The sequence below is a fragment of the Salinarchaeum chitinilyticum genome (genome assembly GCF_055390775.1).
The window spans coordinates 1543778-1565270 of the sequence record NZ_AP043888.1; the positions used below are offsets into that span (position 1 = coordinate 1543778).

At 66.8% G+C, this 21493-nt stretch carries 23 protein-coding genes; 12 read left to right on the forward strand and 11 right to left on the reverse strand.

The features are described from left to right. The first annotated feature begins 202 nt into the window (after positions 1-202). Complete coding sequence (locus tag ACZ5KP_RS07530) at positions 203-706, forward strand: amino acid-binding protein (RefSeq protein WP_460922939.1); 504 nt, start codon at positions 203-205, stop codon at positions 704-706. A 70-nt stretch (positions 707-776) separates the two neighbouring features. Here the strand turns inward: ACZ5KP_RS07530 and ACZ5KP_RS07535 are convergent, their stop codons facing one another. Then, positions 777-1457, reverse strand: a complete 681-nt coding sequence (locus ACZ5KP_RS07535) for a class I SAM-dependent methyltransferase (protein WP_460922937.1) — start codon at positions 1455-1457, stop codon at positions 777-779. A 100-nt stretch (positions 1458-1557) separates the two neighbouring features. Between ACZ5KP_RS07535 and ACZ5KP_RS07540 the strand changes: the two genes are divergently transcribed. From ACZ5KP_RS07540 to ACZ5KP_RS07555, 4 genes are all read left to right on the forward strand, one after another. After that, positions 1558-2136 carry a DUF7090 family protein gene (locus ACZ5KP_RS07540; protein WP_460922935.1) on the forward strand — a complete coding sequence of 193 codons (579 nt, stop codon included), beginning with the start codon at positions 1558-1560 and terminating at the stop codon, positions 2134-2136. Positions 2137-2260: 124 nt separating this feature from the next. Beyond that, a complete protein-coding gene (locus tag ACZ5KP_RS07545) occupies positions 2261-3667 on the forward strand; it encodes an ATP-binding protein (RefSeq protein WP_460922934.1) in 1407 nt (468 codons plus the stop codon). Positions 3668-3724: 57 nt separating this feature from the next. Then, positions 3725-4150: a hypothetical protein gene (locus ACZ5KP_RS07550; protein ID WP_460922932.1), complete on the forward strand. Its 426-nt coding sequence runs from the start codon at positions 3725-3727 to the stop codon at positions 4148-4150. 452 nt (positions 4151-4602) lie between these two features. After that, positions 4603-5427: an MBL fold metallo-hydrolase gene (locus ACZ5KP_RS07555; protein ID WP_460922930.1), complete on the forward strand. Its 825-nt coding sequence runs from the start codon at positions 4603-4605 to the stop codon at positions 5425-5427. A gap of 33 nt (positions 5428-5460) precedes the next feature. On the opposite strand, the gene ACZ5KP_RS07560 is transcribed toward ACZ5KP_RS07555, so the two are convergent. The 8 genes from ACZ5KP_RS07560 to ACZ5KP_RS07595 form a co-directional block, all read right to left on the reverse strand. Next, complete coding sequence (locus tag ACZ5KP_RS07560; protein ID WP_460922928.1) at positions 5461-6381, reverse strand: DUF726 domain-containing protein; 921 nt, start codon at positions 6379-6381, stop codon at positions 5461-5463. 90 nt (positions 6382-6471) lie between these two features. After that, positions 6472-7146: a DUF7261 family protein gene (locus tag ACZ5KP_RS07565; protein ID WP_460922926.1), complete on the reverse strand. Its 675-nt coding sequence runs from the start codon at positions 7144-7146 to the stop codon at positions 6472-6474. Next, positions 7134-7574: a DUF7262 family protein gene (locus ACZ5KP_RS07570; protein WP_460922925.1), complete on the reverse strand. Its 441-nt coding sequence runs from the start codon at positions 7572-7574 to the stop codon at positions 7134-7136. Before ACZ5KP_RS07570 ends, ACZ5KP_RS07565 begins: the two co-directional genes overlap by 13 nt. After that, on the reverse strand, positions 7571-8326 hold the full coding sequence (locus ACZ5KP_RS07575) for a DUF7263 family protein (RefSeq protein WP_460922923.1): 756 nt from the start codon (positions 8324-8326) through the stop codon (positions 7571-7573). Before ACZ5KP_RS07575 ends, ACZ5KP_RS07570 begins: the two co-directional genes overlap by 4 nt. Next, the gene (locus ACZ5KP_RS07580; protein ID WP_460922921.1) at positions 8323-8805 is read right to left on the reverse strand and encodes a DUF7266 family protein; all 483 of its coding nucleotides are present in this window, start codon (positions 8803-8805) and stop codon (positions 8323-8325) included. The genes ACZ5KP_RS07575 and ACZ5KP_RS07580 overlap by 4 nt, the downstream gene beginning before the upstream one ends. After that, the gene (locus ACZ5KP_RS07585; protein ID WP_460922919.1) at positions 8802-9632 is read right to left on the reverse strand and encodes a DUF7289 family protein; all 831 of its coding nucleotides are present in this window, start codon (positions 9630-9632) and stop codon (positions 8802-8804) included. Before ACZ5KP_RS07585 ends, ACZ5KP_RS07580 begins: the two co-directional genes overlap by 4 nt. Further along, a complete protein-coding gene (locus tag ACZ5KP_RS07590; protein ID WP_460923436.1) occupies positions 9629-11545 on the reverse strand; it encodes a type II secretion system F family protein in 1917 nt (638 codons plus the stop codon). Before ACZ5KP_RS07590 ends, ACZ5KP_RS07585 begins: the two co-directional genes overlap by 4 nt. A gap of 92 nt (positions 11546-11637) precedes the next feature. Beyond that, positions 11638-14007, reverse strand: a complete 2370-nt coding sequence (locus ACZ5KP_RS07595; protein ID WP_460922917.1) for a type II/IV secretion system ATPase subunit — start codon at positions 14005-14007, stop codon at positions 11638-11640. Between the two features lie 222 nt (positions 14008-14229). On the opposite strand from ACZ5KP_RS07595, the gene ACZ5KP_RS07600 reads away from it, so the two are divergent. From ACZ5KP_RS07600 to ACZ5KP_RS07615, 4 genes are all read left to right on the forward strand, one after another. After that, a complete protein-coding gene (locus ACZ5KP_RS07600; protein WP_460922915.1) occupies positions 14230-14730 on the forward strand; it encodes a hypothetical protein in 501 nt (166 codons plus the stop codon). 49 nt (positions 14731-14779) lie between these two features. After that, entirely contained in the window at positions 14780-15268 is a 489-nt protein-coding gene (locus ACZ5KP_RS07605; protein ID WP_460922913.1) for a cupin domain-containing protein, read from the forward strand. Between the two features lie 189 nt (positions 15269-15457). Beyond that, positions 15458-15637, forward strand: coding sequence for a hypothetical protein (locus ACZ5KP_RS07610; RefSeq protein ID WP_460922911.1), 180 nt, complete (start codon positions 15458-15460; stop codon positions 15635-15637). 6 nt (positions 15638-15643) lie between these two features. Continuing rightward, the gene (locus ACZ5KP_RS07615) at positions 15644-16675 is read left to right on the forward strand and encodes an SDH family Clp fold serine proteinase (RefSeq protein ID WP_460922909.1); all 1032 of its coding nucleotides are present in this window, start codon (positions 15644-15646) and stop codon (positions 16673-16675) included. Positions 16676-16678: 3 nt separating this feature from the next. Here the strand turns inward: ACZ5KP_RS07615 and ACZ5KP_RS07620 are convergent, their stop codons facing one another. After that, entirely contained in the window at positions 16679-17791 is a 1113-nt protein-coding gene (locus tag ACZ5KP_RS07620) for a mandelate racemase/muconate lactonizing enzyme family protein (RefSeq protein WP_460922907.1), read from the reverse strand. A 331-nt stretch (positions 17792-18122) separates the two neighbouring features. Here ACZ5KP_RS07620 and ACZ5KP_RS07625 point away from each other — a divergent pair, with 331 nt between their 5' ends. The 3 genes from ACZ5KP_RS07625 to ACZ5KP_RS07635 all read left to right on the forward strand — a co-directional run bounded on the left by ACZ5KP_RS07625 (position 18123) and on the right by ACZ5KP_RS07635 (position 20717). Continuing rightward, a complete protein-coding gene (locus ACZ5KP_RS07625; RefSeq protein WP_460922905.1) occupies positions 18123-18299 on the forward strand; it encodes a hypothetical protein in 177 nt (58 codons plus the stop codon). A gap of 105 nt (positions 18300-18404) precedes the next feature. Continuing rightward, positions 18405-18920 (forward strand): DUF371 domain-containing protein, encoded by a 516-nt coding sequence (locus ACZ5KP_RS07630; RefSeq protein ID WP_460922903.1) that lies wholly within the window; start codon positions 18405-18407, stop codon positions 18918-18920. Between the two features lie 189 nt (positions 18921-19109). Continuing rightward, positions 19110-20717 (forward strand): HVO_2922 family protein, encoded by a 1608-nt coding sequence (locus tag ACZ5KP_RS07635; RefSeq protein WP_460922901.1) that lies wholly within the window; start codon positions 19110-19112, stop codon positions 20715-20717. 25 nt (positions 20718-20742) lie between these two features. Here ACZ5KP_RS07635 and ACZ5KP_RS07640 read toward each other — a convergent pair whose 3' ends face one another. Then, positions 20743-21414, reverse strand: coding sequence for a glycerophosphodiester phosphodiesterase (locus ACZ5KP_RS07640; RefSeq protein WP_460922899.1), 672 nt, complete (start codon positions 21412-21414; stop codon positions 20743-20745). Positions 21415-21493 lie beyond the last annotated feature (79 nt).

The window sequence follows — 21493 nt, forward strand, 5'->3', positions numbered from 1 at the left end:
GAGCGCCCTGGGGCTTTCGGAGGGGACCATTACCGATACTTCTCTACATCCCGATACTGATTTCCCTAGTAGAGAGTCGTGCAGTAGCGATCGGAGAAACTCCGAAGACCGGAACACTCGCGAACGATTCCACGCCAACCCACATTATTTATAGCCGCATTCATCCCCCACCTTCAAACCACCCCGGAGCGAACGCCCGAGCATGTTCGACGAGATTCTGGAGAAGTTCGAGGGCAGTCCGAGTCAGCAGGCGGTGATTCGCCTGCTCCTGGAGCGCGGCTTTTCCGTCAACGACGAGGGACGCGTGGTCTCCGGCGGCATCGAGATTCCGAACACCGGAATCGCCAGAGAGATCGACGTCGACCGGCGGGTCGTGGACTCGACGACGGACGCGATCCTCGAGGACGAGGAGCTCCGGCGCATCTTCCAGAACATCTCCCAGGTGCCCAGTCTGATGGACCTCGCGCCGGTGCTTGACCTGACCGTGCTGACCGTGGAGGTCGCGGAGGCCCAGGAGCACGGCATCGTCGCGGAGCTCTCCCAGCTGCTGGCCGAGCGGGAGCTTTCGATCCGCCAGATCATCACGGAGGATCCGGAGTTCACCGACGAGGCGCGCTGTTACGTCATCATCGACGGCGAGGCGCCCGGTGACCTACTGACGCAGCTGAGCGATCTGGAGTTCGTTCGTTCGGTGGAAATCAAGTGAACAGTTGAGAAGTTCGGTGGTATCCACCGATAGACGGGGGTGAGAGGCGGCCGACGGTACGGCAGCCGATTCAGGGGACCACGCCAACGGTGAACAGCGTGCCGTACTCCCTGCAGCTCTCGCGCAGCTCCTCGCGCGTCTCGTACCACTGCTTCGGGAACTCCGATGCGGGTGGGATCTCCGTCTCGTGGTCGGGGATCCGGGTCTGGCCCGCGACGTGGAACCCTGCATCACGGAACGCCTCGCGGTACTCCGCCTCCGTCCAGCGAGTCATGTCGAGGTCGATCTCGTCCGCCCAGCCGGCGCTGTACTCGTGTTCCGTCCAGAAGTTGACGCCACAGTAGAATGTGCCACCGGAGCGAAGCACCCTTCGTAGCTCCGCGAGTGCTGCGTGGGGATCGGCGGCGTAGTAGAACGCCTCCATCGACCACGCGTGGTCGATCGAATCGTCCGGCAGCGGCAGGTGATGGAAGTCGCCGGCGACGAACTCGATTTCGTCGTCCTCGGTGTACTCGCGGGCGTTCCCCACCATCTCTGGCGCGCCGTCGATCCCGATCGCGCGCCCGGCGTCGGCCGCCTCGCGGAGCGCACGGGCGGCGTAGCCACTCCCCGAGCCGAAGTCGAGGACGGTGTCGCCCGCCTCGACGGGCATCGAGGAGAGCGCGTGTTTGGCCGTCCGCCAGTGTCGCTCCTCCATTCCCCTGTCGCGGCCCTCGGCCGCCCAGTCGTCGAACTCCTCGCGAACGCTCATACTCCCGCCGAGACGTCCCCGGGGCAAGGGAATTTCGACCGACCGCCTGTCACGGACTGTCGAACAGGAATTAAGGTGACTCCGTGCCCACGCGGTAGGTATGGACTACGAGCTCGCGGTCGACGGGGGTCCGGCGTCGATCCCCGGGGGAACGAGCGTACTGCTGGTACACCCGAGCACGGCGGAGACCGACCGCGTGGACACCGACTTCCTGAAGAAAGACACGGACCACTTCCTCGTGATCTCGACGCGAACCACAGCCCGAGAGGTCACGCAGAAGCTCGATTACTACGACGTCGACGAGGACAGCGCCGTCATTCTCGACACGCTCTCCGTCGAGCGGGGCTACTCCCGGCGCTCCCGCGACGACGTTCACTACGTCTCCTCGCCGGACGACACCGACGGCATCGTCGAGCAGACCGAGTCGTTCCTCGAGGCCCACGATGGGAAGATCAGGCTCAGCTTCGACTCCGTCACCGAACTGGCCTACTACGCCGGCGAGGACGACGCCCGCGACGCCGTCGAGCGGATCCTGGACCTGCTGGTCGAACACGACGCCGTCGGCCTGTTCCACCTCTCGACGGAAGTTCACGACGACGACGTGCTCGAGGGGTACCGCGAGCGTTTCGACGTCGTGATCGACCTCGACGAAGACGACTCCATCGACGTTCAGGAGTAGCGACGCGCTCGTTCTGCGACGGCCGAGTGACCAGCGACCGCAGGTTTCGCCATCCCTGCCACCGGTTCGCAGTCGTTTCGGACTTCGACGCCCTTAACGCCCGGGGGTACCAACCAATCGGGGAATGAGCACACCGGAGCTGGACGTCGTCGAGTTCCTGCTGACGGCGGAGCTATACGGCGACGACCGGGACCTCGACGAGAACGACTTGCCGCCGCGCTACCGCAGCGTCTTCTGGGAAGACGGCACGATCGAGCGGCCGCTGGCGACCACGAACGAGACCGCCCGCGCCGCGACCGGCCACGAGCGGCCCTGGGAGGCCGTGTCGGGGCTGATGTTCACCGACCGGGACGACTTCTCGGGGACGATCTCCTTCACGAAGCGGGAGCTCGCCGAGTCCTGGTTCCTGGAGCGCGCGGACCTGGAGCGCCTGGAGACCAACCCCACGCTGGCGTCGTACTTCGAGGGACACGAGGACGCGCCCGAGGAGCTGGACTACGAGACAGCCCGCGAGGCCAACCGACCGATCCAGGCCGACCGGGTCTGGATCGACTCGCTGCTCGAGGAGTACTTCGGCGCGGACGACGAGGACGACCAGGAGATGCTCGACCTCGTGGACATCCGGGCGCCCGAGGAGATCGAGATCACGCTCGACGACCTCGTGTTGACCGCCGACCAGGAGGGCGAGATCGACAAGATCGTCACCGCGATCGAGCACCGCGACTACCTCGCGCGGATCGGCCTCCGGGAGATCGGGAAGCTACTGTTCGTCGGCCCGCCGGGGACCGGCAAGACGTCGACGGCTCGCGGGCTCGCCCACGAGCTCGACCTGCCGTTCGTCGAGGTCAAGCTCTCGATGATCACGAGCCAGTACCTCGGCGAGACCGCCAAGAACGTCGAGAAGGTCTTCGAGGTCGCCAAGCGGCTCTCCCCCTGCATCCTCTTCATCGACGAGTTCGACTTCGTCGCGAAGACCCGCTCTTCCGACGAACACGCCGCGATCAAGCGCGCGGTCAACACGCTGCTCAAGTCCATCGACGAGATCAGTCTCGTTCGCGACGACGTCCTGCTCATCGGCGCGACGAACCACCCCGACGACCTCGACGCCGCGGCGTGGCGGCGCTTCGACGAGATCGTCAACTTCCCGAAGCCGGACTCCGGCATGCGGGCGGACATCTTCGAGATCATCACCCGGGAGATGACGATCGACGAGTTCGATCCGGCGTCACTGGGCGACAAGACCGAGGGGCTCACCGGCAGCGACCTCCGGCTCGTCATGCGCGAGGCCGTCCTCTCCGCGCTCACGGAGGGGCGCACCGAACTGACCCAGGAGGACCTGCTCGCCGCGATCCAGGACTTCGAGGAGCGTGACAACCTCAAGAACATGGACATGATCGACGGCGACGCCGACGCGCTGGTCGCCGGCGGCGACATCAGCGGCAACGACGAGGAAGAAGACGCCGCCGCGGACGGCGGACACGACCACGAACACGATCACGACCACGGCGACCACGACCACGCGGACGACTGATTCTCCCGCCACGGGAGCCGCGAGCAGCTTTTTCGGAGGTTGCCACGTAGATAGCGCATGGTCTCGACCCCACTCGCCACCGTCCGTCCAGAGGTGTTCCTCGCACCGCTCGGCGTCTGGCTCCTGCTCGCTGTCCTGGCGGTCGCGAACGGCGTCTTTCGCGAGACGATGCTCGTCCCGCGGATGGACGAGTACCGCGCACACGTCCTGAGCACCGCGCTCCTCGTCCTCCTCATCCTGTCCGTGAGCTACGCCTTCTTCGCGTGGTCGGACAGAGCCTTCACCGACGCCGAACTGCTCGCCATCGGCGCGGGCTGGACGATCCTCACGGTCGGCTTCGAGTTCCTCGTCGGCTACGCCGAGGGAACGCCCGTTTCGGTCACGATCGGGCAGTACGACGTCACCGCCGGGCAGGTCTGGATCGTCGTCCCGATCACGCTGCTCGTCGCGCCCTACCTCTGGGGATCGATACTGCGGGTGTGATCGGACCGACTAAATCGAGGCGACCGCCGCCGCATCCGTACGCTTGCAGCCTCCACCGTCGAACGCTCCGCGACGCAGTCCATCGGGGTTTCGCGCACACTCGTCGAATGCCATCGGGTGGGACTGGAAGGGGCCGTTGACGGACTACGTCCGTCTGCCCGGGAGACCGAAGGTCTCCCGGTGACCGGTCGTCACTTCCGACGACGTAAGCACTGGACTGAGCGACCGTAGGGAGCGAGGGAAGCGCGTGGTTCGAAAGAGCGAAGCTCTTTCGTCATCTCGAAAATCTCCGATTTTCGGCGACAGCGAGTCAGAAGTGACGAGTGGGAGGGGGCTTCCAAGCTGTCTGCTGTCGTCGTCCTATCTCTGGCCGTAGGTTCGCCTTTTTGCACTACTCTCCAAAGCCGAACCGCGAAGGGTATGACGCCCGCGCCACGAACACCACCACACGAATGGAGGTCACGCTGCTGGGAACGGGTGACACCATCGGCACGCCAGCGCCCGGTTGCGACTGCGACACCTGCCAGCGCGCCGAGGAACTCGGCGTCGAGCGCACGCGTTTCTCCGTCCACGTCCGGAACGAGCGCACGGACGAGTCCCTCCTGATCGACTTCAGCCCCGACTTCCGCCAGCAGTTCCTCCAATTCGACGTTCCCCTGCCCGACGCCGGTATCGTTACCCACGTCCACTTCGACCACCTCGACGGACTGGGCAACGTCTACCGGCTCCTCCGCGATCTCCCGATCTACGCCGCAAACGAAACGGATCCCGTCACCGGAAAGTCCGTCGCCGAGACCGCTCGGCAGCGCTACGACTATCTCGACACCGTCACCGTCCACGACGCCACGCCGTTCGAGCAGATCGAGACGTGCGGGTTCGAGGTCACCCTGGTCCCGGTCGAGCACCCGCCGCTGGTGTGCTACGGCCTGCTGGTCGAGGACCCGGAGACGGGCGCCGCGCTTGCACTCACCGGCGACACGAGCTTCGCCATTCCCGAGCGCTCGCGCGACGTGCTCCGGGGCGCCGACCTCCTGCTGGCCGACGCGATCGTCCCCGCGAGCTACTGCGAACACCACCCGAAGGGCGGCGACCACGTCGACGAGAACGGCGTCCCGCGGACGTTCGGCACGAAGCACATGACCCGGACCGGCGCGCTGTCGATGGCGGAGGAACTCGACGCCGCCGAGGTGCGCCTCGTCCACTGCTCGCACAACTTCGAGCCCGACGAGGCGTTCGAGGCGCCGCTGGCGATCGACGGCGAGCGCTTCGGGCTATAGGACGACCGTTCCTGAAACGGAGCAACCGACCGATCAGAACGCATCCACGACCGCAGGCATGCAGCCGTCGGCGGGCTCGTGGTAGGAGAAGTGGTCGGGAACGTAGTCGACGTTGTGATCGGTGTAGTTCGCCGGCCGGGGGCCGTCACAGCCCTCTTCGCCGACGGCGCTGTCGAACTCTCCGGTCGAGTAGGCCCACTGGAGCACGCCGTCGTCGTCCTTCCAGAAATTGTCGACCTGCCCGCCGGCAGCCTCGATGGCGGCGCCGTAGCGACCGTCCGTGGAGACGGCGCCGTCGTCCGCCGCACCGCCCAGCAACGTGGCCGAGGCGACGACGTCGTCCCTGCCGGCCTGGTGGAGGGATTCGATCGCTGAGAGCACGACGCGAGCGCCGAGCGAATGGCCGGTCAAACGAACCGCCGTCGCCGGATGCTGGTCCGCGTAGTCGGCGAGGAAGGCGGCGAGCTTCGGACCGTTCCGCTCGGCGATATCCGTCGCCGGCCACCAGTTGCTGACCCCGGTGTCCGCGTCGTAGCTGAACCCGACGACCGGCGCGTCGAATTCGTTCTCCGCCAGCGAGGTCTCGACCGTCGCGAAGTGATCCGGCGCCTCGTCGGCCGCGGTCAGCCAGCCGTGGACGGCGACGACCAGCTCCCCGGGAGCACCGCCACCATCCCATCCGGGGATCGCCCCGACCGTATCGTAATCGGTGGCAGTGTGGCCGTCGGTGAGCTGGTCGCCGTACCACCAGTGAACGTCGAAGTGGTCGCGCGTCGTGACGCGGGGGTAGTCCGCTGAGCCGGTGACGTCCCCGTCGTCACCGTTGAACGCACTCGCCGCGGCCGAGACGCCTGCGAGCCCGGTGACCGTCGCGGCCGCACCGCCAATTAGCCGGAGTGTGGTTCGCCGGTCGGTCGATTCGAGTTTTCCAGTGTGCGTGTCATCATCAGCCATGGTGATCACCATCGCCGACGGAATAAAGTGGTTTCGACGGTTCGGATGGTGACGGCCTCGAAAGGCATGACGGGTCGGCCAGAACGCCACTCATCCCCCGGCCGTGCCACCGACCTCGGCGTCCAGCACGTACGTCCCGTCGTACGTCGCATCCTCCACCACAGTCCGCAGATCCACCGCGATCGCGACGACGTGAGTGTCGCCGCCCCGCTCCTGAACGACCACGCCGTCGACCGCCTCGCAGGGGCCGAACTGCCGGTCGGGCCCACCCGGACAGCTCGCGCTGGCCCAGGCGGTCGCCGCCGAGCCGTTCCGCTCGATCTGGTGGACGGTGCCGCGCTCGACGCTCCCGGTCTCGATCGAAGCCACCCGGGCGTCGAACCGGGCCGCCACGTCGTCGACGACCTCGGTCCGAGCGTCCCAATCCCGGGCACCCTGGAGTTCGGTGCTCGCGGAGAACGCCGCCCGTTCGACCGCCCACTGGGCGTCGTCCGTCGGCGTCGTCGCGGTGGGATCGCTGGCGGCCATGCCGGCGTAGCCCAGCTGCGTGTAGGCGATCACCACTGGGAGCAGCCCCATCGCGATCACGCCCGCGGCGACGAGGACGAGCTGGCTCCGGCGACCGGCGAGCCGGGACCGGCCTCCATCGCGATCGGTGCCCTTGCCAGCGCCGCCACGTTGACCGTCTCCATCGCCACCGCTGTCGACACCGCCGCTATCGACGTCGTCCCGTTCACTGCCAATGCCGTCGATCACGGGTGCCACACCTCCACGCGCACCTCGCCGTGCTGGGTCGTCACCGTCGAGGCACCGGTCACGGCGCCGGTGGGCCGCTCGAACCCGACCGCACCGTGGGGCGTCTCGATCCGATAGAGGAGGTTCGCCGGGAGCAGCGTCTCTACCCGGCGATCGAGCGCAGGGGCCTCGCGATCGAAGCTCGACTGCGAACGCGTCAGCTCGTCGAGTCGGGTCGTGCCGCCGTGGCGTGGCGGCTCCTCGGCGAGCACGACGGCGACGTCCTCGGCGTAAACGTCGAGCTGGGGATCGTCCACCTGTGGTGCCGGCGTGCCGATCGCGAGCAGCGCCGCCAGCGAGAGGATCATGACCACGCCGATGCCGGCCTCGACGACGGGCATCGAGAGCTGGGCGCGGTCCGTATCCGGGTCGTCGTGGGCGCCGGCGAGTCGAGTCACACCGACGCACCTCCACCCGACGCTCGCTGCGTGTCGTCCACCGTGACCGAGAGGACGATCCGCTCGCTGTTCGTCGCGTCGTAGGCGATCGCCACGTCACCGGTCTCGAGCGGGCCGGTCGTCTCGAAATCCAGCGAGAGCGTTCGGTACGGCGATGTGTCGACGGAGAAGGTGCCGGTGAGCCCGCCGGCGTCTTCGAGGACGACGCGACCGCCGGACCGGACCTCGGTGACGGTGGTGTTCGCCGGGGGTGCGATCGTCAACTCGACTTCGTCGGTCCGAACCGGCAACGTGACGCCGGGATCGGTGCCGGACAGCACCGGCGTTCGTTCGACGCGCTCGGTCGACTGGACCAGCGCGATCCGGCGGACGACGTGACCGGTGTGGGGATCCCCGACCGCGGCGACCCGCTCGCCGTCGACCGCGACCGCCATCGCGAAGCGGTCGGTAGCACCGACCTGCCGGAGATCGGCCGCCGAGAGGGAGTCGAGTTCGTCCGCGTCGAGTACGTTCTGCGAGACGGCGATCGGGCCGCCAGCGGCGACGAGCCGGTCGCTGGCCTGGATGGCCGTCGCGCGCTCGGCGTCGCCACGGCGCGTGTCCCGGAAGGCGTCCTCGACGATCACCATCGTCCCTGCGAACGTGATGGTCACGACCGTGATCGCCGCGACGAGCGAGAGGATCGTCGAGAGGCCACGGTCGTCCCCGAACAGCGACGGCGACGATCCGCCGGAATCCCACGCGGTGCTCATTCCGATCCCGCCTCCAATCGCACGATGCGACCCGTCGGCGTTCGCTCGACGCGGACGACGGCCGGGGCGCTGCTGCGCCACTCGCCCTCCACGCGCTGGACATCCGGCGGCAGCCGGAGTGGCAGCTCGATCGTCGCGTCGGAGCCGTCCAGAACCAGCCGGAGCGATTCGTTCCGCGCGACGATGCGGTAGGGCTCGTCGTCGATCGTCCGCGGGAGCTGGTGCCGGGCGGTCCCGGTCGACTGCGGGTCGGCCGGCACCGCAGTCCGGACCTCCAGGACGCTCTCGGCGAGCACCCGCTCCCCGAGTTCCTCGCCGGCCGTCGCCTGGTACTCGGGGACGACGCCGCCGTAGAGGACGCCGACCATCGTCGAGATGTAGAGCACGACGATCCCGGCCTCCAGGGACTTGCCGACGACGGCGGACAGCGCCCGGTCGCGATCCCGATCGCTTCCGCGTCGGGCCGGTCCGCGAGTCACGGCAGCACCTCCAGGTCGGTCCGGTGGACGATCAGATAGGTCTGGCGCTGGCCCGGGAACTCCGCGACGACGCTCGACTCGCCGTCGGTGCCGCCGTCGTCGTCGAACGTCCGCGAGCGATCCACGACCGTCGCTCCCTTTCGTTCGAAGAACTCCGCCCATGCTCGGGGATAGGCCGTCTCGACGGCCACCCGGACGCTGCGCTCGCCGAGATCCAGTCGGTCGTGGGTGACCGACGCACGTAGCGTGACGCGAGCGGGACCGTTCGTGCCGAAGGAGACGTTCTCGGCGTCGATCGCCGGTGCGCCGATCAGCAACACGCCGTCGGTGCCCCTGTCGGCGACGATCGAGGGCTGTTCGACCATCGTCGCGCCGCTTGCGGCGCCCTGAAGCACGGCGCCGTTGCCGCCGACGACCGTGTGGTCGTCGACGGTGTAGACCAGCACGTCCGAATCGACGCGTTCGATCACGCTGCCGTTGCTCGCGTCGATGAGGCGGATCGTGCGCTGCTCCGTGGTGAGCGTGCCGTCGCCGAAGCGCAGCTCGGCCTCGGCGGTCCCGACCACGTCGCCCGGCTCCGCGACGACCGTCATCGCATTGGCGACGCGGTTGGCTTCGGCGTCACTCGCACCCGAATCGACGACGGTCCCGATCGCGACGGTGAGGCCGCCCAGTGCAAGCACCGTGATTCCGATCATCAGGCTGACGCCCACGACGTGGGACTGCGCGCGGCTCCATCTGCGAGATCCGCTCTGCCCGTCGTCGCATCCTCGCCCGGACGCACCTTCCCGGCGTCGTCGAGGTGGACCGCTCCGGCGCCGGCTCACGCCATTCCCACCCCGCGGAAGAGCAGGTAGCCAAGCAGGACGAGCAGCCCGGAGTGAAGCAGCCCCTCGTACCGCCCGCGGTTCGCGACGCCCGCGAACCAGCCACAGGCGACCAGCGTGCACTGGGTCACGACGTAGAACCGGAATCGCATCGCGTCGAGGTCGACCGCGCCGGGATCGAACCCGATCGAGCCGTCGACCTCCGAGACCGCCGAGAGCTGCGTGAACCCGTCGATGACGTAGCTGTTGACGGCGATCGTGATCCCGACGATCAGCAGTGCCGTGGTCCAGCCGACGGCGACGTAGACCTGCATCGACGAGCGCAACGCCTGCTTCTCGTGGTGGAGCCGTCCCACCTCGGTCTGGAGCGCGTCGAAGACGTCCTCGACGTCGCCGCCGGAATCCAGCGCCCCCGTCACGAGCCCGATCGTCTGCTCGGCCAGCGGCGTGCCCACGCGCTCGACGAAGCGATCGAGCGCCTCGCTCCGGAGGTCGCCGTCGTGGGTCGTGAGCCGGGAGTTGAAGGCGAGGTCGGCGACGTCAGGATCGAGCGGGCCGAGATCTACCTCCCTCGCGACGATGTCGACGGCTTCCGAGAACGGCCGGCCGAGCGCGACGTGGCCGGAGACCGCGTGGACGAAGTCCTTGATCTCGCGGTCTTTCGCGTCGTCGATCCGGGAGCGCCGGATCGAGACGACGCCGACGGGAATCGACCCCAGGGCGTAGCTCAACAGGACGACGTTCAGCAGGTCGAACCCGGTGGCGACGAGGAGGACTCCGGTCCCGACAGCGAACGGGAGTGCGAACACGACCGTACATGCCGGATTCGTCGTCACCGCGGCGAGCGTCTCGGCCATCGTATCCGGACGAGCGTAGCGCCGGGACTGTCCCGGTGGCCGGAGGCTCTCCACGGCCATCGACGCACCCAGCCCGACGAGAAGTACGAGCACCGCACTCGAGTAGATCACGAGCGCCCGGAGTGCGATCGCACCGAACGGCGTCGAGATGGTCCCCGAGAGGCCCGTCGAGAGCACGCTCAGGACGGAGATGACGATGACCAGTAGCGAGGGCAACACGAGCATGACGATGAACAGCTCCGCGAGCAGCTCGAGGAAGTCCTGACGCCGCTGTCGCGCACGCGACTGCCGGTGGGAGAGCATCCGCGCCTCCATGCGGAGGTAGGACGTCAGCTCGTCCTGACCCTGGCTCGCGTGCTCGCGGAACTTGAGGAGGAACGGCGCGAGCGTGTCCCGAGAGGGCGTGTCCCGTGCGACGATCCGCAGCCCCTCGCCCAGACTCCCCGTCAGCGAGGCCTTGTTCAGCGCCGTCCGGAACGCGACGGAGGTGTGTCCGTAGGCCTCACGGTTGTTCGCGACCTTCCGGAGCATCCCGCGGAGGTCGTCACTGCCGGTCGAGAGCACCCGGAGGTAGCGGACGGCGCCCGGGAGCGTCCGCTCGATGTTCGAGGCGCGGGCCGCAGCGCGCAGTTTGAGATAGCGCCCGCCCAGGTGAATCGATCCCCGCTTCAACAGCGCGCCGGCCGGGAGCGCGAGCAGGATGGCGGCGACGCCGCGGCTCCCCGTCGGGAGCGCCGCCTGGGTCGCAGCGATCTGCCCGGGCAACAGCGCCGCGACGACGACCGTCGCGAACGCGATGCCGACGAGAAAGACGATCCACGAGAGACCGTAGAGCCGGGCGACGTAGACGCCGAAGCTCGTCGAGACGTCCGTCCCGCGGTAGGTCGCACGATCGCCGGCGTGACGGCCGCTGTCGGCGTGCCGGGAGAACAGCGCGTAGAGCGCCCGATCGAGGACGGAGAGACCCACGCCGGTCGATCCGGCGTCGCGGTCGTCGGCCGCCGCGGCGTGCGCGGCGTTGACCGCGTCCGTCGGCTCGCCGCCGTCGCTGCGCACGTTCGCGTCGGCGTTCCGCCGTGCAGAACCGCCCTGCCGATCGGCGTCAGGGGTGGCCCGATCGGCGCCGGCAGCGTCGTCTGCGCCGTCGCTCACGACTCGCCCCTCCGCCGCAGCCGTTCGACGGTTGCGGCCTCGTTCGTCTCGAGGTCGGCGACGAACGCGAACAGCTCGTCGAAGTCGTCGAGCCCCTCGCGCTGGAGATAGCGGACGTAGCGGAGCTTGCGGTGGAACTCGGCCTCGACGGCCTGGACTGGCCGGTCGGTGCGCTCGGCGATCCGGTGGAAGACGCGCACGTCGCAGGTCGGCGTTGCTTCGTCGGCTTCTGCACCGACGGTGCCGCCGGACTCCGGCGCGTCGGTGGGTACAGTTGCAGCCTCGGCGCCGGGTGCGTCGGGGGACGCAGCCGGACCCTCCGGCGGGTCGAACGCGGACTGTTCGAGGCGCTCGCCGATCGCGACGTCGCCGCCCCCGCGCTCCTCGGTGGGGAGCTCCGGGTGGTCGTAGTTGAGGTGGAAGGAGCCCGTCTGATCCCGCTCGGCGACGCGGTTCCAGAAGACGGTGGAGTCGCCCTTCTCGATCGCGCCGCGGACGCCCCCGACGCTCTCGTACTCGTCGTCGCCGAGGAACTCGATCACCTCGCCGACGTAGCGCTCGCCGTCGACGTGTTTTGGAAAGACGACGAGGTCGATCTCCCGGAGGAGATACGGCGGCAGCCCCTGCTCGACGACGCGGTTCACGAGCTTCTCGACGTCCTCGGCGTGCGTGGTCCCGACGAGCCCGTGGCCGGTGTTCAGCGTCTCGCCGAAGGTCTCGAAGGACGCGGGCGTGTTGATTTCGGCGATGACCTCGATGTCGGGGTTCAGGTAGTTGCACTCGGTCATGAGGTCCGCCATCGTGACGCGCTTGTAGTCGTCCTCGTGGTCGCGCGTGGTCAGGGAGACGCCAGTCTCGTGGGGAAGTCTGACCTCCCGGGATCCCTCGTCGATGGAGATCGGGCGGTCCTCGAAGCGGACGAACGGCATGTGGGCGTTCATCAGCGTCGTCTTGCCGGCGCCAGTCGGCCCGGAGAAGAGGACGACGCAACGGTGCTCGTAGAGCTGCCAGAGGAGTGCGACCAGCTCCGGGGAGATCGAGCCGGCGTCCATGAGATCGACCGGCGTCATCGCTTCGGGCGCCTGCTTGCGGATCGAGACGTGCGGGCCGTCCTCGCTGATGACCGGCAACGCGACCGCACACCGGATTGTCACGTCGTCGTTCACGCCCTCCGGCGCGAGGTTGACTTTCGCGCTGGGGTTGGCGGCGTTGAGCTCGACGCCGTCGGCGGCGGCGAGCTGACGAACGACGTTGACGAACGCCGTCTCGTCCTCGAAGGTGAGATTGGTGGGCATCCGCCGGTCGTGGGAGACGGTCGACCTGGGGACGACTTTCACGCGCTCGCCGACGCGGTTGGCCTCGATGTCCTCCAGATTGACGTCCCGGATCGGGACCGTCAGCTTCCCCTCGCCGACGTAGTCCCGGAGCACGTAGTAGACGAGGTCCTCGAGGCGGTCCTCCGCGAACCGGTCGTCGATCGGCGGCACGGCGAGATCGTACGTCGCGAGCGCCGAGCGGACCCGATAGCGGGTCGCGTCGAACCACGCCCGGGTGTTCCGTGCGGTGAGCAGCCGGGAGAGCACGAGCCGAGCGCGCTCGCGGACGAACGCGCCGCGGTCCTCGACGACGCCGTCGACGTTCGTCTCCCAGACGCGGGTCTTGCACTCCTCGACCAGCTCCTCGTCGCCGGGCAGGAGATCGGGCTCGCGGACGGCGTATTTCGTGGTGAAGGCGTCGGATCCGATGAGGTGCTCGCGGTAGACGACGACGGGTATCTCGAACTCGCGAAACGCGACGGTGTAGGTGTTCAACCGCTCGCTGACGAACCGATCGAGAAAATCGGGGTCGCCGGGCAGGTCGGTGACCGCCGGCGCGTAGTGTTCGGTGTGGACGATCAGCGCGTCCTCGGCGGCATCGGCGACCTCGATGGACGGGTCCAGCGCCAGCGGCGTCAGTTCGCCAAGACACCGGAGATCCCGGAGCGCGTAGTAACGCAGTCGGCGGAGGCTCTCCTCGGTCGCGTCGACGAGCCGCTCGATCGCACGACGGTACTTCTCGTCGAACCCGGCGGCCATCTGCTCGCGAGTCCCCTCTCGCGTGAGCGGGCGAGAGAGCGTCGCGCCCTCGAAGTGGTCCATGATCGTCGCGAGGCGATCCTCGTCGCCAGGGGACAGCGCCGGCTCGCGAATCCGGTACGCGAAGCCACCGTCGGTCGCGTCGATCGTCGCGACGACGCCGGGGCAGAGTTCGGTCTGCTCGCGGACGTCCGGTGCGTACCACGCGTCGGGATCGTCCGGCGGAACGGGGGCTGGAACGGCAGGCGCAGAGTTCCTCGGTTGTTCGGTCGTCGATCCCGTCGTAGCCATGGTAATCACTGGTGGCATCGTTATTTAATTTAAACCTTCGGAACAGGCATCGAACAGTGGTACGCGGAAGCGGCGGCTCCGCTGGGATCGACGACGTCCGGTGGCGGACAGCGCAGGTCCAGCGTGCCTCCGGATCGCGATCGAATTGGCCCTCGAATTCGGATTCCCAGAAGATATTCGTCAAACGTTGCGTTTATCCGCCATTATCGGCGACGAATGCCCATGGAAGTCGACTGGAACGCGCTCTCACGAACCGGAAAGACGAACGTGGTCGGCGGTGCGCTCGCGCTGCTGGGCGCCGTGTTACCCTGGATGTCGTGGTCGGGCGGATCGGCGTCGCTGTTGCAGGACGGGAAGATGGAAGCGGTACTCTCCAACGGGCTGTCCGGTACCGAGACGGTGACGATCGCCACCTCGCGGACGCTGTTGGTCGCGCTCGCCCTCGCCGCGGTCGCGATCGGGCTTCCGCTGGTCCGCGGGTGGGACTGGAAATCGTCGCTGCCGTCGCTGCTGCTGGCAGGCGTCGGTACGGCTCTGTTCTCCGTGAGTGCCCTGTTTCTCCACGGCGGCGGCCAGGAGGCCATCCTGGTCGGCGGCGAGCAGGTGGCCGAAACGGCGACCCCCGGCGTCGGGCTCTACGCCGGCCTCGCGGGAGCCCTCGTCGTGTTGCTGGCGAGCCTCGCGTCGCTGGTCTCGACGGGACTCGCCGGACTCCGGAACTGACTGGGTCGGGCGCCGGCAGTACTTTGCCGCTCCCGGACGCAGCGCCCCCATGGAGAAAGTCGCGATCGACGACGTCGAGATCGAGGTGAACCCGCTCCAGGTCCACGACGTGCGCCGGCCCGTCACGAAGGCGCTCGACGCCGACCACGTCGCGATGAACTACTTCGAACTGGCCCCCGGCGATTCCTTCTCCGGCGGGCTCCACGCCCACCACGATCAGGAGGAGCTGTTCTACGTCGAGTCCGGCACGGCCGAGTTCGAGGTCGGGCGCGAGCGGGAGACCGTCACCGTCGACGCCGGCGAGGTGATTCGCTTCCCGCCCGGCGAGTTCCAGACGGGGTACAACCCCGAGGACTCGGCGGAGGACGTCGTCGGCTGGGCGATCGGCGCACCGGGCTATCGCCACGACTGGGAGGAACTCGAGTCGGTGGTATACTGCCGGGAGTGCGACGAAGAGCGCGCCCACGGAACGCGGATTACGGAGGACGGACGGTTCGAGTTCACCTGTACGGAGTGTGGGGAGGAGTTCGAGATGTGACGGTGGCGGCTCGCCTGGAGGTTACACCCGCTCTTCGATCCGGCCCAGGATCTCCCAGCACAGTTCGACCGGCGAGAGCGATTCGGCAATCCCAACATTCTATCAAATATCATATTGAAATGGACTGGTGCCGATAGTAATTTATATCAGATGTAGGTTTTTAGTCCCTCGCGAACAGAGTCAAGTCCCATGAGTGACAGTGAAAATTCCGACCGGATCGATCGCATGAAGGAGATGGAAGGCGGTCCTAGTGTTGATGACGTGATTGAAGTCTACGATGATGAATCCGGATACAGTAGAAGCTCCCAGTCATTTTGGGACTCTTCTTCTGATAGAAACAACATTTCTTATTCTAATTCCTCCGACTAGCTTTCTATGCCTACTTGGGGCCAAATTCTTGAAGAGATAAGCTCTCTACAAAAACAAGGCGTTGATAGCCCATTTGACAGAGTCAGGAGGTTCTATCTCAGTGAATTGAATGACTATACTGGGAGAGATACTATCCTCTATTCAACTGCTTGGACTCAACCTGGTGGAGATTCTAGCGTCTCAATAAATGATAGAGATGTTCACGCCTTCATGGAAGTGGTGCATGGTCTTGATACAGATAAATTAGACATCATTATTCACAGCCCAGGAGGTAGCGCTGAGTCAGCGGAACAGATCGTTGGCTACCTTCGAAAAAAGTTCAATGACGTTCGAATATTTGTCCCACAGGCCGCAATGTCTGCTGCCACCTTGATGTGTTGTGCTGCTGATAAGGTTTTCATGGGCCGCCACTCAGCAATTGGTCCAATTGATCCACAGTTCGTTGTGCAAACACCGTTCGGACACCGAATGACGGCGGCTCAAGCGATCGTAGATCAATTTTCAATGGCCCAAGAATCAATTAATAACCACACCGATCTTATCGCTTGGCAACCACTGCTTAATCAGTATTCTGTGGGATTACTAGCTGAGTGTAACGAAGCAATGGGCCTATCTCGAGACTTGGCTAGAGAATGGGCAGAAGAATATATGCATTCGGATAAATCGGCTAATGAAGCAGAGAGACTTGCAGATGAAATATCCTCATTCTTATCAGATAGGCAAAAGTTTAAAAGCCATGGTAGAAGAATAGATCGGGACTTGGCGGCGGCCAATGGGCTTGACGTAGAAAGCCTTGAAAGCGACCAAGAATTACAGGACGCAGTTCTGTCAGTCTTCCATGCAACAATGCACACCCATGCTGGTCGACCCGTAATGAAATTAATCGAGAACCACCAAGGTAGAGCAGTAATCAAGCGAACAGAGGGAACAATGTCAGCTGCTCGTCCCAGTAGTCCGGTTGACGGAGGAGACGATGGAGAGTCTGACGACGGACAAGATGGAGATGGAGAGAGCGACACCGAAACTGAAGAAGATTAGTTTTTAGCCGATCCGATACACCTCCACCTTCTCCTCGTCCACTTCCACCCCCAGCCCCGGCCCGTCGGGCACTGCGATGCACCCCTCAGCCACCGAAAACGGCTCCGCGATCACGTCGTCTGCCCAGGCGTAGTAGATCGTATCTGGCGGCAGAGTGATCGCCGGCGTGCTCGCGGTCAGGTGCAACACGGCGGCGGTCTTGATCCCCAGATCGAACGCGTTGTGGTGGGCCAGCGAGATCCCCGCGTCGTCGGCGACGCCAGCGAGGCGCTTCGCCGCCCGGAATCCGCCCGCTGGAACGACGTCGATCACGGCACAGTCGACGGCGCCGGCCGCGCCGTGTTCGAAGAGGTTCCGGTCGAAGTAGGTGTCCTCGTTGACGGCGATCGGGGTCCGGAGGCGGTTGCGCAGCGACTCGTACGTCCGGGGGCTGTCGATGCGAACCGGCTGTTCGAGATACTGGCAGTAGACGCCGGCGTCCTCGAGGGCGGCGCCGACGCGGACGACTTCCTCCGGCGTCCAGCCCTGGTTCGGATCGAGGCGGAACTCGAGTTCGCCGTCGGCCTCGTCGTCCATCGCGAGGATCCGGCGGACGTCCTCCTGCCAGTCCCGGCCAGCCTTGGTCTTGAGTACCGAGAACCCCCGATCGAGCGCCCGCCGGGCGTGCTCGCGCGAGTCCTCCTCGTCGAGGATGCCGACGCAGTAGGCGAACTCGACCGTATCGCGAGTCTTCCCGCCGAGCAGCTCGTGGACCGGCACGCCGCGAATCTTGCCCAGCGCGTCGTGCATCGCCATCTCCACGCCGCCGACGAACGGGCCGACGTCGAGGTACTCGTAGAAGAAGTCGTCCGTGAACGCCTCGACGTCCGCGACGGAGCGACCGATCAGTTCCGGTGCGACGTCGTTCTCGATCACGCTGGCGGTGGTCTCCAGCGCGAGCGAGGAGCGCATCTCTCCCCAGCCAGTGACGCCGGACTCGGTGTCGAGGCGGATCAGCATACGCTCCATCGTCTCGACCTGACCGTGGTTGGTGACGTAGGGTGCGAGCCCGCCCGGTTCGGACTCGGGCCGGACCGCCATCGCGACGGGGATCGCCTCCACGTTGGTGACGTTCATGCAGGGAGTTCGTGCGTGAGTGCGGTTACGTCTTTCTTGCGCGGCAAGCGGACTCGGACGTTTCTGACACTGGTTCGAGTGAATTCCTGCGAATCGCTGGGCCCGGAGGACCGCAACCGGGGACCGTTTGGAAGCGCCTCCTTGCCCACCCTGCGGCCCGTGGAGGATCGTGAGACTCCGGTAGTACGCGTCGGTGATTGTCGCGCGGTAGGCCGTCGCGGCGGAGTGGGCCCGGTGGAGAGATCCAGCCCTTCGGCGCCGCTCTGGGACACTTTCACTTTCACTCCGGTGCAGGCGCGGGTTAAGGTGCGGTCGGTCAGTCGGTGGAGGTATGCTCGAACACCTTGCCAGCGTGTGTTCGGCCCCCGACTGCGAGCGGACGCTCTCGGAGGACCGACGGATGCTCACGATGGAGACGCCCGACGGGATCCGACGCGCCTACGAGTGCGAGTGCGGGGCCGTCACGGTCACCGTGCTCAGCGACGAGCGACCGCGCGAGGAACAGTAAGGGACGCGACCGCCGTGGCACTGCCGCCACAGCACGGTCGCTGCAGCGCGATCGCCCACCTGCGGAATCGCGGCACTCTTCGGCGTGCGGTGGTCAGGCTCCAGCATGAGTGACGACGCCGTCTCCACGGGCGCCAGCGAGGAATCGGCCGAGGAGTCCGTGCGCCACGAGGAGGTCATACACGCTGAGGGACACGAGCACGTCGCTGGCACCCACGCGTCGACGTTCGAAGTGACGACCGACGACTACCTCACGCCCGCCGGGGACTGCATCGTCGGGATCGAGGCCGATCGGGCGCCGTCGGCGTTCGCCGACGCGTTCGTCGCCGCCTGCCAGCGAGCCGAGGCGCGGATCGTCACCACGCTCTCGATCACGGACGGCGGCTCGGCGGACGTCGATCCCGAGACCGTTCCCGAGCAGCGGATCGTCGCCCGCGGCGACGCCGACCTCTCCCTCGAGGACGACCGTAGCGCCGTCTGGCGGACGAGCGATTACGTCGACGACCGGACGGTGGCGGTCGGTGCCGACCACGCCGCCGAGGATCTCGATCGGTCGTTCGTCGACGCGCTCGCAGATGGCGCCAGGCTCGAGGTCCGCATCGTCGTCGAAGTGCCGGCGTAGGATCGGCGCCGGCGATCGCCGCGGACCGGCGCCGGATGCGGACGGTTGCTGGCCACGTGGCGACCTGCCGTGCGATCGATACCCGAGCGCTGACGGCCGCTATCTTCCCACCTTCTGGCGATTCGTTGCCACAACTGTCCCACATCTTTAATAACGTGCTTGCGGTGTGTTACCTAGAGGCGATCCACTATGGCCAACGACGGCGTCTTCGGCGGCTGGTATCGCACGCACCTCGGGGAGCCCCTCGAGCCCGACCACGTCAACGGCTACTGGGCGTTCCTCTTCGGCGCCCTGCTGGCGCTGATCGGGCTCGTGTTGTTCCTCGTTGCCTCGACGTTCGACCGGGGTACGGACAACTTCTGGCTGTTCCGCCGGGTGGCGTTCACGCTGGCGCTGATTGCCGGACCGATCGTCGTCCTCTCGATCGTCTACCTGTTACCGCTACAGGCCAGGGCGGTCTGGCTGGCGGTGCTCGGCCTCCTGATCTGCGTCGGAGCAGCGATTGCGTTCAACCTGTACTACCCCGACGACTGGAACTGGGGCTCCGGCGACATGAGCGCCGTCCTCATGGCCGGCTACGGCGTCGGCGTCGGGCTCCAGATCTTGACCGTGTTTCTCTATCCGCTGGTGTCCTCGAGCACTGCACAGCCGGCCGTCGCCTCGGCGGACGAGACGGACGCCGATGCGAGCGACGCCGCGGCCGCCGACACGAGCAAGGCGACCTTCCAGCTCTACGAGGACCGCGCCGCCGAACACCGGTGGCGGCTCGTCCACGACAACGGCAACGTCATCGCTGACTCCGGCGAGGGCTACGCCTCACGGCAGAAGGCCCGACAGGGAATGTCCAGCGTCAAGAAGAACGCCCCCGGTGCCGAGGAAGAGATCCTCGAATCCGTGCCCGGGGACGCACCGGCGGCCGCGACCGCTGCCGGTGACGCCACGAGCGAAACTGACGCAAGTGAGACCGGCGGTGACGATACCGACGCGGCGGACGGTGACTCGGACGGCAACGCCGCGACGGCTGCGTCGAGCGACGAGGCAGGCGCCTTCGAGTTCGGACAGACGGACGACGAGGGCGACGGCGGTGCGGAAGCCGCCGAGAGCAACGCCAGCTTCGAGGTCTACGAAGACAACGCCGGCGAGTACCGCTGGCGACTCGTCCACGACAACGGCAACGTCATCGCGGATCCCGGGGAGGGATACTCCCGTCGGGATGGCGTCGACGACGCCGTCGAGCGGATCAAAGCGGTCGCCGGCGAGGCCGACACGCTGGAGTACGAGCCCGCCGCCTTCGAGCTCTACGCCGACGCCGCCGACGAGTGGCGCTGGCGGCTCCGTCACCGCAACGGCCGCGTCCTAGCGGACTCCGGCGAGGGCTACGCCTCGCGTCGCAACGCCAGGGACGGTATCGAGAGCGTCCGGAAGCACGTCGGCGACGCCGAGCACTTCGAGGTCTACGAGGACGCCAGCGGCGACTATCGCTGGCGACTCGTCGCGAGCAACGGCGAGCTGATCGCGGACAGCGGCCAGGGCTACAGCCGGAAGAATCGCGCGGAGGACGCCGTCGACCGCGTCACCGAGTACGCCCCCGAGGCCGACACGCTCGACTACGACCCCGCCGCCTACGAGGTGTTCCAGGACAACGCCGACGAGTGGCGCTGGCGGCTCCGCCACCGCAACGGCCAGATCCTCGCCGACTCCGGCGAGGGCTACGCCTCGAAGCAGAAAGCCCGCCAGGGGATGCGGAGCGTCATGAAGAACGCCCCCGGCGCCGACGTCGCGGAAATCGAAGACTGAGCGAGCGCCGCCGCCATCGCCGTCGCTACGTTTTCGCGGGGCAGACGTCCGAACGATCGCTCGTGATCGCGTCCACGCCGAGCAGTTCGAGCACGCGCGCCGTTGCCCGACGGTTCACCGTCCAGACGCCGACGTAGAGGTCGAGCTGCCGGGCCGCCCGGCGGACGGGAGGGAGCGCGGCGAGGCGCGCCCGGACGTTGATCCCCGCACAGTCGAGTTCGATCGCCGTCGCGATCGGCCGCTCGCGAAGCGAGCCAGCGAGATAGACGCGTCGTACCGTGGGATCGAGCGCGCGAACAGCCCCGAGCACCGTCCGGTCGAAGGAGATGATCGTCACCGGCCCCTCGTGGGCGGCGAGTCGGTCGAGAACCGGCTCCGCGATTCCGGACTCCTTCAGCTCGACGTAGAGCGGGGTTTCGGTTGGGAGAGCGTCGACGACCGTGGCGAGGGTCGGGATTCCCGCGCCCGATCCGCGGACGTCCATCCCGGCTAGTTCGTCGGCGGTGAACGACGAGACGGGGCCGGACGCGTCCGTGACGCGATCGACCGTCGCGTCGTGGACGACCACTGGTTCGCCGGAGCCACAGCGCCGGACGTCGAACTCCACGGCGTCGGCGATCCCGGCGGCGCGCTGGAGAGCGGGAACCGTGTTCTCCGCGCGTTCGGCGGCAAAGCCGCGGTGGGCGATCAGCTCCACGGACGGCCGTTTCACGCCGCGGCGTTTAGTGATTCTGGGGAAAGCCAGGACGACTTCGACGGCGAGAACGCGGAAGCGA

Coding starts and splice junctions, on each gene's coding strand:
- ACZ5KP_RS07530 (WP_460922939.1), top strand. CDS start 203: ATGTTCGACGAGATTCTGGAGAAGTTCGAGGGCAGTCCGAGTCAGCAG.
- ACZ5KP_RS07535 (WP_460922937.1), bottom strand. CDS start 1,457: ATGAGCGTTCGCGAGGAGTTCGACGACTGGGCGGCCGAGGGCCGCGAC.
- ACZ5KP_RS07540 (WP_460922935.1), top strand. CDS start 1,558: ATGGACTACGAGCTCGCGGTCGACGGGGGTCCGGCGTCGATCCCCGGG.
- ACZ5KP_RS07545 (WP_460922934.1), top strand. CDS start 2,261: ATGAGCACACCGGAGCTGGACGTCGTCGAGTTCCTGCTGACGGCGGAG.
- ACZ5KP_RS07550 (WP_460922932.1), top strand. CDS start 3,725: ATGGTCTCGACCCCACTCGCCACCGTCCGTCCAGAGGTGTTCCTCGCA.
- ACZ5KP_RS07555 (WP_460922930.1), top strand. CDS start 4,603: ATGGAGGTCACGCTGCTGGGAACGGGTGACACCATCGGCACGCCAGCG.
- ACZ5KP_RS07560 (WP_460922928.1), bottom strand. CDS start 6,381: ATGGCTGATGATGACACGCACACTGGAAAACTCGAATCGACCGACCGG.
- ACZ5KP_RS07575 (WP_460922923.1), bottom strand. CDS start 8,326: ATGAGCACCGCGTGGGATTCCGGCGGATCGTCGCCGTCGCTGTTCGGG.
- ACZ5KP_RS07595 (WP_460922917.1), bottom strand. CDS start 14,007: ATGGCTACGACGGGATCGACGACCGAACAACCGAGGAACTCTGCGCCT.
- ACZ5KP_RS07600 (WP_460922915.1), top strand. CDS start 14,230: ATGGAAGTCGACTGGAACGCGCTCTCACGAACCGGAAAGACGAACGTG.
- ACZ5KP_RS07605 (WP_460922913.1), top strand. CDS start 14,780: ATGGAGAAAGTCGCGATCGACGACGTCGAGATCGAGGTGAACCCGCTC.
- ACZ5KP_RS07610 (WP_460922911.1), top strand. CDS start 15,458: ATGAGTGACAGTGAAAATTCCGACCGGATCGATCGCATGAAGGAGATG.
- ACZ5KP_RS07615 (WP_460922909.1), top strand. CDS start 15,644: ATGCCTACTTGGGGCCAAATTCTTGAAGAGATAAGCTCTCTACAAAAA.
- ACZ5KP_RS07620 (WP_460922907.1), bottom strand. CDS start 17,791: ATGAACGTCACCAACGTGGAGGCGATCCCCGTCGCGATGGCGGTCCGG.
- ACZ5KP_RS07625 (WP_460922905.1), top strand. CDS start 18,123: ATGCTCGAACACCTTGCCAGCGTGTGTTCGGCCCCCGACTGCGAGCGG.
- ACZ5KP_RS07630 (WP_460922903.1), top strand. CDS start 18,405: ATGAGTGACGACGCCGTCTCCACGGGCGCCAGCGAGGAATCGGCCGAG.
- ACZ5KP_RS07635 (WP_460922901.1), top strand. CDS start 19,110: ATGGCCAACGACGGCGTCTTCGGCGGCTGGTATCGCACGCACCTCGGG.